Annotated in this window: 17 protein-coding genes; 3 read left to right on the top strand and 14 right to left on the bottom strand. The window is 71.0% G+C overall.

Annotation, left to right across the window (positions count from 1 at the left end; translation table 11 throughout):
- The first annotated feature begins 115 nt into the window (after nt 1-115).
- Complete coding sequence (locus O7615_RS30740) at nt 116-994, top strand: alpha/beta hydrolase (protein WP_278181291.1); 879 nt, start codon at nt 116-118, stop codon at nt 992-994.
- 37 nt (nt 995-1,031) lie between these two features.
- Here O7615_RS30740 and O7615_RS30745 read toward each other — a convergent pair whose 3' ends face one another.
- Complete coding sequence (locus O7615_RS30745) at nt 1,032-1,574, bottom strand: transposase (protein ID WP_278181292.1); 543 nt, start codon at nt 1,572-1,574, stop codon at nt 1,032-1,034.
- Between the two features lie 537 nt (nt 1,575-2,111).
- Between O7615_RS30745 and O7615_RS30750 the strand changes: the two genes are divergently transcribed.
- Nucleotides 2,112-2,750 carry a hypothetical protein gene (locus O7615_RS30750; protein ID WP_278181293.1) on the top strand — a complete coding sequence of 213 codons (639 nt, stop codon included), beginning with the start codon at nt 2,112-2,114 and terminating at the stop codon, nt 2,748-2,750.
- A gap of 128 nt (nt 2,751-2,878) precedes the next feature.
- On the opposite strand, the gene O7615_RS30755 is transcribed toward O7615_RS30750, so the two are convergent.
- The 3 genes from O7615_RS30755 to O7615_RS30765 are packed head-to-tail and all read right to left on the bottom strand — an operon-like array spanning nt 2,879 to nt 4,389.
- Entirely contained in the window at nt 2,879-3,493 is a 615-nt protein-coding gene (locus O7615_RS30755; protein ID WP_278181294.1) for a GNAT family N-acetyltransferase, read from the bottom strand.
- 56 nt (nt 3,494-3,549) lie between these two features.
- Nucleotides 3,550-4,044, bottom strand: coding sequence for an SRPBCC family protein (locus O7615_RS30760; protein WP_278181295.1), 495 nt, complete (start codon nt 4,042-4,044; stop codon nt 3,550-3,552).
- A 3-nt stretch (nt 4,045-4,047) separates the two neighbouring features.
- Nucleotides 4,048-4,389: a metalloregulator ArsR/SmtB family transcription factor gene (locus tag O7615_RS30765; protein ID WP_278181296.1), complete on the bottom strand. Its 342-nt coding sequence runs from the start codon at nt 4,387-4,389 to the stop codon at nt 4,048-4,050.
- Nucleotides 4,390-4,794: 405 nt separating this feature from the next.
- Between O7615_RS30765 and O7615_RS30770 the strand changes: the two genes are divergently transcribed.
- Nucleotides 4,795-4,980, top strand: a complete 186-nt coding sequence (locus tag O7615_RS30770) for a DUF397 domain-containing protein (protein ID WP_278181297.1) — start codon at nt 4,795-4,797, stop codon at nt 4,978-4,980.
- A gap of 67 nt (nt 4,981-5,047) precedes the next feature.
- Here O7615_RS30770 and O7615_RS30775 read toward each other — a convergent pair whose 3' ends face one another.
- From O7615_RS30775 to O7615_RS30820, 10 genes are all read right to left on the bottom strand, one after another.
- On the bottom strand, nt 5,048-7,426 hold the full coding sequence (locus O7615_RS30775; protein WP_278181298.1) for an excinuclease ABC subunit UvrA: 2,379 nt from the start codon (nt 7,424-7,426) through the stop codon (nt 5,048-5,050).
- 60 nt (nt 7,427-7,486) lie between these two features.
- Complete coding sequence (locus tag O7615_RS30780; RefSeq protein WP_278181299.1) at nt 7,487-7,903, bottom strand: VOC family protein; 417 nt, start codon at nt 7,901-7,903, stop codon at nt 7,487-7,489.
- A 5-nt stretch (nt 7,904-7,908) separates the two neighbouring features.
- A complete protein-coding gene (locus O7615_RS30785; protein WP_278181300.1) occupies nt 7,909-8,355 on the bottom strand; it encodes a helix-turn-helix transcriptional regulator in 447 nt (148 codons plus the stop codon).
- 94 nt (nt 8,356-8,449) lie between these two features.
- On the bottom strand, nt 8,450-9,040 hold the full coding sequence (locus O7615_RS30790; protein ID WP_278181302.1) for an LUD domain-containing protein: 591 nt from the start codon (nt 9,038-9,040) through the stop codon (nt 8,450-8,452).
- Nucleotides 9,037-10,446, bottom strand: coding sequence for a lactate utilization protein B (locus tag O7615_RS30795; RefSeq protein WP_278182292.1), 1,410 nt, complete (start codon nt 10,444-10,446; stop codon nt 9,037-9,039). Before O7615_RS30795 ends, O7615_RS30790 begins: the two co-directional genes overlap by 4 nt.
- 17 nt (nt 10,447-10,463) lie before the next feature.
- The gene (locus O7615_RS30800; RefSeq protein ID WP_278181304.1) at nt 10,464-11,237 is read right to left on the bottom strand and encodes a (Fe-S)-binding protein; all 774 of its coding nucleotides are present in this window, start codon (nt 11,235-11,237) and stop codon (nt 10,464-10,466) included.
- Between the two features lies 1 nt (nt 11,238).
- A complete protein-coding gene (locus tag O7615_RS30805) occupies nt 11,239-12,729 on the bottom strand; it encodes a rhamnulokinase family protein (RefSeq protein ID WP_278181305.1) in 1,491 nt (496 codons plus the stop codon).
- A complete protein-coding gene (locus tag O7615_RS30810; protein WP_278181306.1) occupies nt 12,726-14,756 on the bottom strand; it encodes a bifunctional aldolase/short-chain dehydrogenase in 2,031 nt (676 codons plus the stop codon). Before O7615_RS30810 ends, O7615_RS30805 begins: the two co-directional genes overlap by 4 nt.
- Nucleotides 14,757-14,815: 59 nt before the next feature.
- Complete coding sequence (rhaI, locus tag O7615_RS30815) at nt 14,816-15,997, bottom strand: L-rhamnose isomerase (protein ID WP_278181307.1); 1,182 nt, start codon at nt 15,995-15,997, stop codon at nt 14,816-14,818.
- On the bottom strand, nt 15,994-16,335 hold the full coding sequence (locus O7615_RS30820; RefSeq protein ID WP_278181308.1) for an L-rhamnose mutarotase: 342 nt from the start codon (nt 16,333-16,335) through the stop codon (nt 15,994-15,996). Before O7615_RS30820 ends, rhaI begins: the two co-directional genes overlap by 4 nt.
- Between the last annotated feature and the right edge of the window lie 12 nt (nt 16,336-16,347).

Consider the following 16,347-nt stretch of genomic DNA (forward strand, 5'->3'; position numbering starts at 1 on the left):
TGACCTGCACTGATCGAACCGCCCTTCCGCACCTCCGCTCAAGGTATCGCGCTCATCGTTTGCTCATCCGCGACCGGCACGCTGGGATCGTCCACCCGACGAGAAAAGGACGATCATGACAATTGCCATTCCCGGTTTCGACTACCAGCGCGTCTCGGTCGACGACGAGGTGACCCTGAACGTGGCGGTGGGAGGTACGGGCAGCCCGATCGTGCTGTTGCACGGTTTTCCGCAGACCCACGTCATGTGGCGGCACGTCGCCGGCGACCTGGCCAGCGACCACACTGTGATCTGTCCCGACCTGCGCGGTTACGGGGCCAGCGACAAGCCCGACGCGCGCGACGCCGACACGTACGCCAAACGGACCATGGCCGCCGACATCGTCACCCTCGCCAACAAGCTCGGCCACGAGCGCTTTGCCCTGGCCGGACACGACCGCGGCGCCCTCGTCGCCATCCGCGCCGGTCTCGACCATCCCGCTACGATCAGTCACCTCGCCATCCTCGACGTCCTGCCGACGCTGGACATGTGGGACATCCTGCACGGGTCCTCCGCCGCGGTTGCCTTCCACCTGTACCTGATGGCCCAGCCGCCCGGCCTGCCCGAGCAGATGATCAGCGCCAGCGCGGACGCCTTCTTCAGCTACTTCCTGGACATATGGGTCAAGAACCCCCAGGCCATCCCGGCGGACCTGCGGGCGGAGTACCTGAAAGCCTCCCGCGAGGCGGTCCCCTCCATCGTCGCCGACTACCGCGCCTCGGCCGGCATCGACGTCGACCACGACCGGGCCGACCGGGCCGCCGGGAATCGGCTGTCGATGCCGATCACCGTCGTCCAGCAGGACTGGGGAGCCGCACTGGGCTACGACGCCGCCGCGCTGTGGCACACCTGGGCTACCGATCTGGACCACCGCACCACGTCGGCCGGACACTTCATGGCCGAGGAAGCGCCCGACGAGATCATCAAGGTCCTGCGCAGCCTGCTTGCGCGTTGACGTCCTCCCCGCCATGAATGGCGAGGACTCCGGTCTGCTACGCCCCCGAGTGGGCAAGCTCCCGGTGGGTTACCGCTTCCCTGCGTGGTGCCGGCACGGGTGCCGGTCTTACCTGCGCCCCACGGTCTTTGAGGTCCGCCCGTCCGGCGGTCCTGATGTTCTTCGCCGCGGCCGGGATATCCCTGCTCGACTTGTACTCCAACATGTCCACGAACTGCGCCCAGCCGGCATCGTGCACCGACTTGGCCAGCCGAGTCCGGCCGAGACCGGCCACGCACAGATTCTCGACGTACACCGCTTGGTTGTCGCGGATGATCGATGTCGAGAGCTTGTGCTGCCAGTCTCGCCGGCCCTCGGCCACCTGAGCGTGCGCCCTGGCGACCTTCTTCGGCAGGCGCAGCCGGCCGCTGTCCAGCACCTTGAACCGGGCGTTGGCCGTGAACCTGATCGCCTGTCGGTTGTCCTTGCGGGACCGGAACCGGGGCGGGGCGACCTTGCGACCCTTGCGCTTGCCGGAGACCGAGTTGAAGAAGTTCCGGTAGGCGGCGCTCAGGTCCGCGAGGGCCTGTTGCAGCACCACCGCCGACACCTCGCTCAGCCACGCCCGCTCGGGGCGTGGTCTTCGCTTCGGTGATCAGCGCGTAGGACAGCTGCCCGTCCGAGAGATACGGCAGCCCCTGCCGGTGCGCTTCCTGCCGTGCGCGCAGCCCGTCGTTGAACACCACCCGCGCACACCCGAACACCCGGGCCAGCGACTGCCGCTGACCCGGCGTGGGACACGGCTTCACCTCCGCCGTGAACGACGGAGCACTGCCGTGTGTGTTCGGGAGCGCAACACGTAGGCGCTGCTGTGCAGCGCGAAGGGGTCGTTCGCATCCGCGTCGTCGAAGGCACGCAGTCGAAGGCGAGCGGTGGGCAGCGTGGGGTGGGCAGCGGCATCCGCGTCATTGTTCCCTCCCGTGATCTGTAGCCGGTCAACCACACATCCGCTGACCGTGTCGGTGGGCATCCGGGTCGAAGGTCCTTCCGGGTGCGGGAGTTCGACCCTGCTGGACGCCGGACCGGCGGGCCACGATATGACAGTCGAAACTCGGCAACCAACCCCTTGGAGAATCGCGTGAAGCGCAGGACGCTCGACATTCTGTTCAGCATCGGTGGGCTGGGCCTCGCGGCCCTACTACTCGTCATCGGGATCGTCCTGACCTCGAACGCCAACTTCGCCAACACCTACGTACGCGACCAACTCGGCGCCCAGAACATCACCTTCACCCCCGCCGACCAACTCAGCGACGACGAGAAAAACGTCGACTGCCTGGTGGAGAACGCGGGAAAGGAACTCACCACCGGCAAACAGGCCGAGTGCTACGCCAACGAGTACATCGGGCTGCACCTAAAGAACATGGCCGGCGGACAGACCTACGCCGACCTGGGCGAGCCGCAGAGCCAGCTACGCGAGCAGGTCGCCACCGCCCAGCAGACCAACGACCCGGCACTGGCCGACCTGCAAGCCCAACTCGCCGAAGTCAGCGCCCAGCGGGACACCGTGTTCAAGGGCGAAACACTCCGCGGCCTGCTACTCACCTCCTACGGCTTCAGCGAAATGGGAACCAAGGCCGGACAGGCCGCCACCGTCATGTACCTCGGCGCCGCGCTGCTCCTACTACTCTCCCTCGCCGGCCTGGTCCACGCCTTCCGCACCCCACCCAGCAAGACATTCGCCGCCCCCTCGCCAGAGCGAGCCGACACCACCGCCTGAGAGCCCCGACCCCCCGCCCAGCGCCCGGTCTCCCACCAAGACCGGGCGCTGAGCACCTGATCGGCGGCCTGATGAGGACGCCACGCCCCGGTTCCGCCGTGTCGAACCAAGCTTCTATCGCCGAGCGGCTACTCGACCCCGCCGGGCTCTGGAGGGGTGCCGGCGTCGGTTCGCAGCCGCGCGTGCAGGTGGGCGTCGTGCCACCCGTCGGCGTGCCGCAGGTAACCGCGTAGGGTGCCCTCGATGCCGAACGCGGCCTTGTGCGCGACCCGGCATGACGCCGAGTTGGCGATCGAGTGGACCAGGAAGAGCCGGTTCATCCGCAGCGTGCCAAACGCCCACGATGTCAGCGTGTGGACCGCGCGCACGGCAACACCTCTCCCGCGTGCAGTGGGCAGGACCCAGTACGAAAGCTGCGCCGACGCTTCCGACAGCATGATCGTCCGAAGGCCGACCTGGCCGACGGCTTGATCATCGGCGCTACGGACGATGGCCCAGCTGGCGTCTGACTCGTTCGCCCACCGATCGGCCCAGTGCGCGATCCAGTCCTGCGCCTCGTCATCGCTGTCCATCCGGCGCACATGCCAACGTTGGATGTCGGGACACGCGAACGCGGCCCGCACGGTCGCGGTGTCCGCGTTGCACCACGGCCGTAGGAACATGTGCTCGTCGATGCCGAGACGGGGCTGCCCGGTGGCTCGGAGGGAACCGGTGGGCAGGGCTGGGTCGACAAGGAGTGGCATGAGTTCATCATCGCCGACCCGCTGAAGAGCACCGTCCCGGCCATCAGCTGCCCTCCCTAGTTCTGGGCGATCTCGACGACGTAGGCCGCCAGGTTGCTCAGCGTCTGCTCACCGCCCTCGATCGCGTGGTACTCCTCCACGGCCCGGTCGCGCAGTTCTCTGGTGGGGAAGACCGTGCGCATCACGATCCGGGTCGCGGTGCCGTGCGGCGCGAAGGCCAGGGTCGACTCGAAGGCGTTCGGGTCGTCGCGGGACTCACCGTGCAGCAGCGCGATCCGCTCCGGTGGGACGATCTCGGTCCAGGTGATCCATTCGGCGTAGTCGGTTCCGTCCGGCCCGTGCATCACGAAGTCCCACTCCCCGCCGACGCGGAACTCGAAGGACCGCGTGGTGGTGGTGAACCCGTTTGGGCCCCACCACCGCGACAGGTGCCGGACTTCGGTGAACGCTTCGAACACCAGCTCCCGCGGGGCGTCGACGACCCGAGAGATCACGATCTCCCGGTCGGCCGTCGCCGATCCCACCCCTGTTTCCTGCCCTGTCCCTGTCATTGCTCATTCCTCCTGCCGTGTCTGTTTGAGGTCCTGCACGTAGGCGTCCAGCCGGTCGAAGCTCTCGTTCCAGAACCGCTCGAACCCGCCGACCCACTCGTGGACCGGCCGCAGCCCGCGGGCGTCCAGGCCGTAGAGGCGCTGCTTGCCCGCCCCGCGGACCCGCACCAGCCCCACCTCCCGGAGCACCCGCAGGTGCTTGGACGCCTGCGGTTGGCTCATTCCCAGTTCCTGGGCCAGGTCGGTCACCGGCCGCTCACCCGCCTGCAGTAGCGCCAGGATGTCCCGACGCTGCGGCTCGGCGATCGCGTTGAACGCGTCCGACGTCGTCGCTGCTCGTGCCACGGCAGCCATTATATTCCCATAACGGAATACGTCAAGCCGGTTGGAGGTAAGGACGAGAACGGCCGCCCACGCCATCACCGGCTGACCACCCGACAGCGCCCGAACGCCGGCAAGTTCGAATGGCGGATCATGACGGTGCGGGGACATGATCATCACGTGGATGCCCGCCGATCGTTCTGGTCGATGGCCTTCGCTCGTTGGTCGCGTCACCATCCAGGTCATCCCGTTCCGCGAGGGCGCCTACGCCTCGATGCTGTCCAGCTTCCACATCCTGAACTTCGAAGAAGGACCGGGGGTGATGTACGTCGAGGGCCTGACCGGAGACCTCTACCCTGTCGGCCACCGCCTCAACGGCGATGATCAGGAAGATCCGCGATGCGGAGCACCACGATTAGGGAGGTGCGCATGGATTCCCAGTGGCGCAAGAGCACCCGCAGCGGCGGCAACGGCGCGTGCCTCGAAGCCCGGTACGCCGACCACACCGCCCAGGTCCGCGACACCAAGGACCGGCAGGGCCCGATGCTGTCCTTCACCGCCGGCCAATGGACCCACTTCGTCCAGGGCATCAAAGCCGGCACGCTCGACGCCTGAGCAACGGTGCCGGGTGTGGTGATCATCAATGTGACCACACCCGGCTACCGCAACATCGGTTGACTGGTCAGCTGCCCACGTAGGCCGCGAGGTGCTCGCCGGTGATGGTGGACCGGGCGGCGACGAGGTCGGCGGGAGTGCCCTCGAAGACGATCCGGCCGCCATCGTGGCCGGCGCCGGGGCCGAGGTCGATGATCCAGTCGGCGTGCGCCATGACCGCCTGGTGGTGCTCGATGACGATGACCGACTTGCCGGCGTCGACGAGCCGGTCCAGCAGCCCGAGCAGGTGCTCCACGTCGGCGAGGTGCAGGCCGGTGGTCGGCTCGTCGAGGATGTAGATCCCGCCCTCCTCGGCCATGTGGGTGGCCAGCTTGAGCCGCTGCCGCTCGCCGCCGGAGAGCGTGGTGAGCGGCTGGCCGAGGCTGAGGTAGCCGAGCCCGACATCGGCGAGCCGGGTGAGGATGCGGTGCGCGGCGGGCGTACGCGCCTCGCCGGCCCCGAAGAACTCCTCCGCCTCGGTCACCGACATCGCGAGGACCTCGCTGATGTTGCGCCCGCCGAGGTGGTACTCCAGCACCGACGCCTGGAACCGCCTGCCCTCGCACTCCTCGCAGACGGTGGCGACGCCGGCCATCATCGCCAGGTCGGTGTAGATGACGCCGGCGCCGTTGCAGGTGGGGCAGGCGCCCTCGGAGTTGGCGCTGAACAGCGCCGGCTTCACGCCGTTGGTCTTCGCGAACGCCTTGCGGATCGGTTCGAGCAGCCCGGTGTACGTCGCCGGGTTGCTCCGTCGCGAGCCGCGGATGCCGGCCTGGTCGATCGAGACCACACCCGCGCCGGCGGGGATCGACCCGTGCACGAGCGAACTCTTGCCAGAACCGGCGACGCCGGTGACGACGACCAGCACCCCGAGCGGGATGTCCACGTCGACGTCGCGCAGGTTGTGCGTTGACGCACCACGGATCGGCAGCTGGCCGGTGGCCGTGCGTACCGTCTTCTTGAGGGCGGCCCGGTCGTCGAGGTGGCGGCCGGTGAGCGTACCGCTGGCCCGCAGTCCCTCGACGGTGCCCTCGAAGCAGACGGTGCCGCCGGCGGTCCCGGCGCCGGGGCCGAGGTCGACGACGTGGTCGGCGATGGCGATCGTCTCCGGCTTGTGCTCCACGACCAGCACCGTGTTGCCCTTGTCGCGCAGCCGCAGCAGCAGGCCGTTCATCTGCTGGATGTCGTGGGGGTGCAGCCCGATGGTGGGCTCGTCGAAGACGTATGTGACGTCGGTGAGCGACGAACCGAGGTGGCGGATCATCTTGGTGCGTTGCGCCTCGCCGCCGGAGAGCGTGCCGGACGGCCGGTCGAGGCTGAGGTAGCCGAGCCCGATCTCGACGAACGAGTCGAGGGTGTGCTGCAACGCGGCCAGCAGCGGCGCGACGGAGGGCTCGGCCAGGCCCCGCACCCACTCGGCGAGATCGCTGATCTGCATCGCGCACGCGTCGGCGATATTGACCCCGCCGATCCGCGACGACCGGGCCGCCTCGCTGAGCCGGGTGCCGGCGCAGTCGGGGCAGGCGGTGAATGTCACCGCCCGCTCCACGAAGGCGCGGATGTGCGGTTGCATCGCCTCGACGTCCTTGGCCAGAAACGACTTCTGGATCTGCGGGATCAGCCCGGTGTACGTCAGGTTGATGCCCTCGACCTTGATCTTGGTGGGCTCCTTGTGGAGCAGGTCGTGCAGTTCCTTCTTGGTGTACCGGCGGATCGGCTTGTCCGGGTCGAAGAAGCCGGAGCCCCGGTAGATCCTGCCCTGCCAGCCCTCCATGCTGTAGCCGGGGACCGTCACCGCGCCCTCGTTGAGCGACTTGCTGTCGTCGTAGAGCGCGGACAGGTCGAAGTCGGTCACCCGTCCGGTGCCCTCGCAGCGCGGGCACATGCCACCGGTGATGCTGAAGCTGCGCCGCTCCTTCGTCGTGGTGCCGCCGCGCTCGATGGTCACCGCGCCGGCGCCGCTGATCGAGGCGACGTTGAAGGAGAACGCCTGGGGCGAGCCGATGTGCGGCTGCCCGAGCCGGCTGAAGAGGATCCGCAGCATCGCGTTGGCGTCGGTGGCGGTGCCGACCGTGGAGCGGGGGTTGGCGGCCATCCGCTCCTGGTCGACGATGATCGCGGTGGTCAGCCCGTCGAGCACGTCGACCTCCGGCCGGGCCAGCGTCGGCATGAAGCCCTGCACGAAGGCGCTGTACGTCTCGTTGATCAACCGCTGCGACTCCGCGGCGATCGTGCCGAACACCAGGGAGCTCTTGCCCGAGCCGGAGACGCCGGTGAACACCGTCAGGCGGCGCTTCGGCAGCTCGACCGTGACGTCCTTGAGGTTGTTCTCCCGCGCGCCCTGCACGCGGATCAGATCATGGCTGTCGGCGGCGTGCGGCGCCGGCGACCGGGTGTCCTTGCTCATCAGAATCCGCCTCTCACGCGGGACGCCGTCGCCGACTCCGTCGGCGTCACCCGACCCGATCTAAGCAGCTCGCACTTCCTGGATGCGGACCATGTTGCCCGCCGCATCGCGTACGGCGCAGTCGCGCACCCCGTACGGCTGCTCCATCGGCTCCTGGACGATCTCGGCATCGCTGGCCTGCAGCCGCGCGAAGAGGCCGTCGAGGTCGGGGGTGGCCAGCACCACCATGGCGTAGGTGCCCTTCGCCATCATCTCGGTGATGGTACGGCGCTCGTCCTCGGTCACGCCGGGGTCGGCGAACGGCGGGTGCAGGACGATGGACGTGCCGGGCTGGCCGGCGGGACCGACCGTGATCCAGCGCATCCCCTCGTATCCGACGTCGTTGCGGACCTCGAACCCGAGGGTGTCCCGGTAGAAGGCCAGGGCGGCGTCCGGGTCGTTCTGCGGCAGGAAGCTTGAGTGAATCGTGATGTCCATGGCGGTCACGCTAGCTGCGGTTCCGGGGCCCGTGCTTCTCGATTCCTGATCGGTCGGGTCACCTGTTTCGCCACGCAGGAGGGCATCCCCGTCATCGCCCGCGCCTCGCGCCGGTAGACGCTGGGCGGCACGCCGACCAGTTCGGTGAAGCGGGTGCTGAAGGTGCCCAGCGAGGCACAGCCGACCGCGAAACAGACCTCGGTGACGCTGAGGTCGCCCCGACGCAGCAGGGCCATCGCGCGCTCGATGCGCCTCGTCATGAGATAGCCGTACGGTGACTCGCCGTAGGCGAGCCGGAACTGGCGGCTGAGGTGCCCCGACGACATGTTCGCGCCGCGCGCGAGCGCCTCCACGTCCAGCGGCTGCGCGTACTCGCGGTCGATCCGGTCCCGGACGCGGCGCAGCCGCGCGAGGTCGCTCAGGTGCTGCGCGGTGGCAGATCTGCTGGTCACCTGAGCGATCGTGCCACGTCACCGGGCGCACGGCGAGTCCGGCGCGGGCGCGTCGGGCAGACGGTCAGCGTCGCGCGGTGACGCCACCGCTCACTCACGGCAGCAGGATCACGTGCAGGGTGCGCGGGCCATGCACGCCCTCGACCCGGTTGAGTTCGATGTCGCTGGTGGCGGACGGACCGCTGATCCAGGTCAGCGGGCGGTGCGGGGAGAGCCGGGCGAGCGCCTCCGGAACGCCCGCCACCACCTGGTCGGCGCGCACCACGCAGATGTGCCGGTCGGGCAGGAGGCTGAGGACCCGACGGCCCTGGTCGGGTGAGCCGTCGAGGACGACGGTGCCGGTCTCCGCGACGGCGAGCGCCGCGGCGGTCACGACGGCGTCCGCGGCGCCGATCCGGGCGTTGTCGAGGCCGTCGTCGCGCAGCACCGTCACCGTCGGGGGCAGCCAGGCGGCGGGCAACCCCGGCGGCACGACGACGGTCGCCGGCGCCGCCAGGATGCCGGCGATCGTGTCGGCGACGGCCGCCTCGGTAACCCGGTGCACGTGGGCGCGGTAGTCGGTCAGCCGCTCCACCAGCCGGTCGAGGTCGACCGGGCCGTCCCGCCGGTAGTCGCGCGGCACCGCGACGGGCGCCCCGCCGCCGGCCGCGCGCAGCCGGCCGAGAATCGTCTCCCGGGCGCTCACCGCGTCGCCCACCACTCGCGGAACGTCTGGGCCGGCGGGTCGGGCAGGTCACGGCTGGCGGTCCAGCCGGACAGCGGCGGTGGCAGGCCGCGACCGCGCCGGCCGGCCAGCCGGCTCAGCAGCGCGGCCCGCTGCGCGGTCGCGTACAGCGCCGGGTGGTCCATGGTGTACGCGGCGGCGGCCATCGCCACCGACTCGCCACGCGGGTGGGGCACCTGGTCACGCAGGTGCACCAGCAGTTCCGGTATGTTGATCTTCACGGGGCAGGCGTCGTAGCAGGCCCCGCAGAGCGACGAGGCGTACGGCAGGGAGGCGTTGTCCGCGACGCCGGTCAGCTGCGGGGAGAGCACCGCGCCGATCGGGCCCGGGTAGACCGACCCGTACGCGTGCCCGCCGGTGCGCTCGTAGACGGGGCAGACGTTCAGGCAGGCCGAGCAGCGGATGCAGTGCAGGGCCTGCCGGCCGACCTCGTCGGCGAGCACGGCGCTGCGGCCGTTGTCGAGCAGCACCAGGTGGAACGCCTGCGGCCCGTCGCCGGGGGTGACCCCGGTCCACATCGAGGTGTACGGGTTCATCCGCTCCCCCGTCGAGGCCCGGGGCAGCAGTTGCAGGAACACCTCCAGGTCCCGCCAGGTCGGCACCACCTTCTCCACGCCCATCACCGTGATCAGCGTCTCCGGCAGGGTCAGGCACATCCGCCCGTTGCCCTCGGACTCCACCACGGCGAGGGTGCCCGTCTCCGCCACCGCGAAGTTCGCCCCGGAGACTGCCACCGGCGTGGACAGGAACGTCTGCCGCAGGAACCGTCGCGCCGCCGCCGCCAGGACCGCCGGCTCGTCGGTCAGCGCCGGGTCCACCCCCGGCATCGCCCGCAGGAAGATCTCCCTGATCTCGGCCCGGTTGCGGTGGATCGCCGGCACCAGGATGTGACTCGGCCGGTCGTCACCCAGCTGCACGATGAGTTCCGCGAGGTCGGTCTCCACGGGTGTGATCTCGGCCGCCTCAAGCGCCTCGTTGAGGCCGATCTCCTGGGTGGCCATCGACTTGACCTTGATCACCCGGTCGCTGCCGGTGGCGCGTACCAGGTCGGTGACGATCCGGTTGGCGTCGGTCGCGTCGGCGGCCCAGTGCACCACTCCCCCGGCAGCCGTCACCGCCGCTTCGAGCTGCTCCAACAGCTCGGGCAGGCGCGCCAGCACGTCGGTCTTGATCGCGGAACCGGCGGCCCGCAACTGCTCCCAGTCCGGCACCTCGCCGATGACGGCGGCGGACTTCGCCCGGATCGTCGCCGTGGCGTGCCCGAGGTTGCGGCGCAGCTGCGGGTCGGCCAGTGCCCGCCGCGCGGCGGTCGGGAAGGGCTCCTCGCCGCGCAACTGCCCGACGCCGGCGGGTGCGGTCGCCGGCATGCCGAGGAAGGTCCGGGTCACGGTCGCACCACCAGCTCCCCGCGCTCGTCGGTGGTCCCGCCCCGCTCGGTCGAGGCCAGGATCTCGGCCAGGTGCAGCGTGCGTACCCCGGTCCGCAACCGGGACAGCCCGCCACCGATGTGCATCAGGCACGACGAGTCCCCGGCGGTGCAGACGTCGGCACCGGTGGCGAGCACGTGCCGCATCTTGTCGGCCAGCATCGCCGTCGAGGTGTCCGCGTTCTTCACCGCGAACGTGCCGCCGAACCCGCAGCACTGCTCGGCCGCCGGCAACTCCACCAGGTCGAGCCCGCGTACCTCGCGCAGCAGCCGCAACGGCCGCTCCCCCACCCGCAGCAACCGCAGGGAGTGACAGGTCGGGTGGTAGGTCACCCGGTGCGGAAAGTAGGCGCCGACATCGGTCACCCCGAGCACGTCGACCAGCAGCTCGGACAGCTCGTACGTGCGCCCGGCCACCGACTCGGCCCGACTGGCCAGCCGCGCGTCACCACCGCGCCGGGCCACCATCGCGTGCTGGTGCCGCACCGATCCCACGCACGACCCGGAGGGGGCGACGATCACGTCGTACGGGTCGAAGGCGCGGACGTGCCGGCGTACCAGCGGCATCGCCTGGGCCTGGTAGCCGGTGTTGACATGCATCTGCCCGCAGCAGGTCTGCCCCTCGGGAAAGACCACCTCGTGGCCCAGCCGCTCCAGCAGCCGCACGGTCGCCTTCGCCGCCTCGGGGAACATGGTGTCCGCCAGGCAGGTCACGAACAGGGCGATCCGCACGTCACACCTCCACCCGCCGGTCGGCCGCCGGCGCCGCGACCGACCCGCCGCCGGGCTCGTAGCGCACGATCTGCTGGGTGTCCCGGACCAGCCGCCGCAGCGCGGCGAGGTCGTCGCCGACCACGCCGGCGGCGCGGGCCTGCACCAGCACGTTGCCGATGGCGGTGGCCTCCACCGGGCCGGCCAGCACCGGCAGCCCACAGGCGTCCGCGGTGAGCTGGCAGAGCAGGGCGTTGCGCGCTCCCCCGCCGACGATGTGCACGGCGTCGACGTGCCGGCCGGAGAGTTCCTGCACCTGGCGTACCGCGCGGCGGTGCGCGAGTGCCAGGCTGTCGATGATGCACCGCACGACGGCGGCCGGGGACTGCGGCACCGGCTGATCGGCCCGGCGGCACGCCTCGGTGATGCGGTCCGGCATGTCCCCGGGCGGCAGGAACGACGGGTCGTCGATGTCGACCACGCTGCGGAAGGCGGGCTCGCGCGCGGCGGCGGCGAGCAGCCGGGGCAGGTCGGGCTCGCCCCAGCCGCGCAGCGACTCCTGCAACGGCCACAGGCCCATGACGTTGCGCAGGTAGCGGATGGTGCCGTCGACGCCGACCTCGTTGGTGACGTTCGCGCGGCGGCTGGCCTCGGTGAGCACCGGCCGGTCCAGCTCGAGGCCGACGAGGGACCAGGTGCCGCAGGAGATGTAGGCGAAGTGTTCACCGGCGGCGGGCACCGCCACCACGGCGGAGGCGGTGTCGTGGGAGCCGACCGCCACCACGCCCGGAGTGCCGGGCAGCTCCAGCTCCGGCAGCGCCGGCCCGATCCGGGTGCCGGGCTCCCGCAGCGGCGGGAAGAGGTGGGTGGGGATGCCGGCCTCGGCGATCAGGCCGGTTGCCCAGGTGCGCGCGTGCAGGTCGTACAGCTGGGTGGTGGAGGCGTTGGTGACCTCGGCGCCGATCTGCCCGCTGAGCCAGTAGGCGATCAGGTCCGGGATCATGAGCAGCCGGTGGGCGACGGCGAGTTGCGGTGCGGCGGCGGCCGCCACGAGTTGGTAGAGGGTGTTGAACGGCAGCTGCTGGAGCCCGGTGGTGGCGTAGAGGCGTTCGGCGCCGAGCCGCCGCGTCACCCGCTCCAGGACGCCCTCGGTGCGGCCGTCGCGGTAGTGCACCGGGTTGCCGAGCAGCGCGCCGGAGGTGTCGAGCAGCCCGTAGTCGACCGCCCAGGAGTCGACGCCGATGCTGGTGACCGGGCCGGCCGTGCGGAGCCCGGCCAGTATCTCGCGGAACAGGGCCAGGATGTCCCAGTGCAGGGTTCCGCCGGCGCGTACCGGCTCGTTGGCGAACCGGTGCGCCACCGTGAGACGCAGCGCGTCGCGGCCGACCTGCCCGACCACCACCCGGCCGCTGGACGCGCCGAGGTCGACGGCCGCGACGGTGACCTCGCGGGCGCCGCGCGGGACCGGTGCCACGGCGGTGCCCGGGTCGGCGGGTGGCGGCGTCGTCGTCATCGCAGGAAGGCCGCGGCGACGCCGGCGTCGACCGGGATGTGCAGGCCGGTGGTGTGCGACAGGTCGCCGGCGGTGAGGGCGACGACGGCGTTGGCGATGTGTTCCGGCAGCACCTCCCGCTTGAGCAGGGTGCGCTGGGCGTAGAACTCGCCGAGCTTCTCCTCCGGTACGCCGTACACGGCCGCCCGGTCGGCGCCCCAGCCGCCGGCGAAGATGCCGGAGCCGCGGACCACCCCGTCCGGGTTGATGCCGTTGACCCGCACGCCGTGCGCGCCCAGCTCGGCCGCGAGCAGCCGGACCTGGTGGGCCTGGTCGGCCTTTGCCGCGCCGTACGCGACGTTGTTCGGGCCCGCGAACACCGCGTTCTTGCTGGCGATGTAGACGATGTCGCCGCCCATGCCCTGGGCGATGAGCACCCGGGCGGCCTCCCGGGCCACCAGGAACGAGCCCTTGGCCATCACGTCGTGCTGCACGTCCCAGTCGTGGGCGGTGGTGTCCAGCAGCGACTTCGACAGCGACAGTCCGGCGTTGTTCACCACCAGGTCGACCCCGCCGAAGGCGAGTGCCGCCGCCCGTACGGCGGCGCCGACCTGGTCCTCGTCGGTGACGTCGAGCGGTACGGCCACGGCGATGTCGGGGCCGCCGATCTCGGCCGCGACCCGCTGCGCGGCGGCGGTGTCCCGGTCGGTGACCACGACGCAGGCGCCCTCGGCGGCGAGCCGGTGGGCGATCGCCCGGCCGATGCCGGACCCGCCGCCGGTGACCAGCGCGATCCGGGTCGCCAGGGGCTTGGGCCGGGGCATCCGGTGGAGCTTGGCCTCCTCCAGCGCCCAGTACTCGATGCGGAACTTCTCCGCCTCGTCGATCGGGGCGTACGTCGACACCGCCTCGGCGCCGCGCATCACGTTGATGGCGTTGACGTAGAACTCGCCGGCGACCCGCGCGGTCTGCTTGGTGGCCCCGAAGCTGAACATGCCGACCCCCGGCACCAGCACGATGGCCGGGTCGGCGCCGCGCATCGCCGGGCTGTCCGGGTCGGCGTGCCGCTCGTAGTACGCCCGGTAGTCGTCGCGATAGGCGGCGTGCAGCTCCTTCAGGCGGGCGACCGTCTCCGCCAGCCCGGCGGTGGGCGGCAGGTCGAGCACCATCGGGCGGACCTTGGTCCGCAGGAAGTGATCCGGGCAGGAGGTGCCGCGCGCGGCCAGCTCGGGCATCCGCTGCCGGCCGACGAAGTCGAGCACCACGTCGCTGTCGGTGTAGTGGCCCACCTGCGCCCGGTCGGTGGAGGCGAGCCCGCGCAGCACCGGCAGGAGCGCGGCGGCCCGGTCCCGGCGCTCCTGCTCCGGCAGCGGCGGGTGGGCCAGGGGGCCGAACGGCTCGGCGCGGCCGTGCTCGGCGAGGTACCGGGCGGCGGTGGCGATGATCTCGCGGGAGTGGGCCTCGCACTCGTCGCTGGTGGCACCCCAGGCGGTGATGCCGTGCCCGCCCAGGATGACGCCGATGGCCTGCGGGTTGGCCCGCCGCACGGCGGCGATGTCGAGGCCGAGCTGGAAGCCGGGTCGGCGCCAGGGCACCCAGAGCACCCGGTCGCCGAAGATCTTCGCGGTCAGCGCGGGGCCGTCGGCGGCGGTGGCGATCGCGATGCCCGCGTCGGGGTGCAGGTGGTCGACGTGCGCCGCGTCGACCAGGGCGTGCATGGCGGTGTCGATGGACGGCGCCGCCCCGCCCCGCCCGTGCAGGCAGTAGTCGAACGCGGCGACCATCTCGTCCTCGCGGTCCACCCCCGGGTAGACGTCGACCAGCGACCGGAGCCGGTCCAGCCGGAGCACGGCCAGCCCACCCTCGGTGAGCGTGCCGAGGTCGCCGCCGGAGCCCTTGACCCAGAGCAGGTCGGTGGGTTCGCCGGTCACCGGGTCGGTGGCCACGCCCTTGGCGGAGGTGTTACCGCCGGCGTAGTTGGTGTTGGCCGGGTCGGCGCCGAGCCGGTTGCTGCGGGTCAGCAGGTCACGCACCGCGGGGTTCGTCATGACTTCCTTCGCCATCCGATCTGGAACGTTTCAGTGATGCCGGGGTCACGAGGGCGCCGTCAGGCGCCCCAGCCCGCCTGCTCGCCACCGACCCGCTCGGCCCGGACCCGCTCCAGGTGGCCGGAGCGCTTGTAGGCCGCGACCGGATCCGGGTCCAGGCCCAGCTCCGCCCGCAGCTCGCGCAGCAGCGGCCGGACGTCGGTGTGGTACGCGTCCATCAGCACGGCGTTGGCCTCCAGCACGTCACCGGAGCGCTGGGCGGCGTCCAGCGCCGCCGCGTCCACCAGCAGCGCCTTGGCGGTCGCCTCCTGGACGTTGAGCACCGACCGGATGACGGCCTGCACCTTCGGCTCGATGTTGTGGCACTGGTCCAGCATGAACGCGATGCCGTAGCTCGGGCGCAGCGCGTCCGCCTGGACGATCTCGTGCATGATCCGGAACAGCTGGAACGGGTCCGCCGCGCCGGCCATCAGGTCGTCGTCGGCGTAGAAGCGCGAGTTGAAGTCGAAGGCACCCAGTCGCCCCGCCCGCAGCAGGACGGCCACGATGAACTCGATGTTCGTGCCGGGTGCGTGGTGGCCGGTGTCGATGACCACCTGCGCCCGCTCGCCGAGTGCCACGCAGTGCGCGTACGCGGTGCCCCAGTCCGGCACGTCGGTCAGGTAGAACGCCGGCTCGAACAGCTTGTACTCCAGCAGCAGCCGCTGGTCGCCGGTGAGCCGGTCGTACGTCTGCCGGAGCGCCACCGCGAGCCGGTCCTGGCGCGCCCGGACGTCGTCCTGGCCCGGATAGTTGGTACCGTCGGCGAACCACAGCTTCAGATCGCGCGACCCGGTGGCGTCCATCACGTCGACGCAGTCCAGCAGGTGCCCGATGGCCTTGCGGCGCACCGCCGGGTCGGGGTTGGTGACCGAGCCCAGCCGGTAGTCGTCGTCCTGGAACACGTTCGCGTTGATCGTGCCCAGCTCGACGCCCTGCTCCTTGGCGTACGCGGCCAGCGCGGGGTAGTCGTCCACCCGGTCCCAGGGGATGTGCAGCGCCACGGTCGGTGCGACTCCGGTGAAGCGGTGCACGGTCGCCGCGTCCGCCACCTTCTCGAACGGGTCGCGGGGCACGCCCTCCTGCGCGAACACCTTGAACCGGGTGCCCGAGTTGCCGTACGCCCAGGAGGGCGTCTCGATGCGCTGCTCGCGCAGGGCGTCGAGGACCCGTCTGCGGGTGCTCGGGTCGATCTCGGTCATCGTGGCTCCCCCAGTTGCTCTTCGAGATGGAAGATCTCGGTCAGGACGTGGAACCCCCGGTCGGGTCGCCCGTCGGGCAGATCGGCGAAGAACGGCGCCATCTCCGCCTGCCACCGGGCGTTGACCTCCGTCGCCTCCATCGCCGCCTGCGCGGCGTCGAGGTCGTCGGTCAGGAAGTAGCCGACCAGCAGTCCGTCGTCCCGGAGAAAGAGTGCGTAGTCGTGCCAGCCCGCGTGCTTGAGCGCGGCCAGCATGTCGGGCCACACGGCGGCGTGGCGGCGCCGGTACTCCGCCATCCGCTCCGGCCTGACCTGGAGGGTGAAGCAGATCCGACGCACACCACACCTCCC

Origin of the sequence: Micromonospora sp. WMMD1082, from assembly GCF_029626175.1 — a bacterium.
Lineage (GTDB): Bacteria > Actinomycetota > Actinomycetes > Mycobacteriales > Micromonosporaceae > Micromonospora.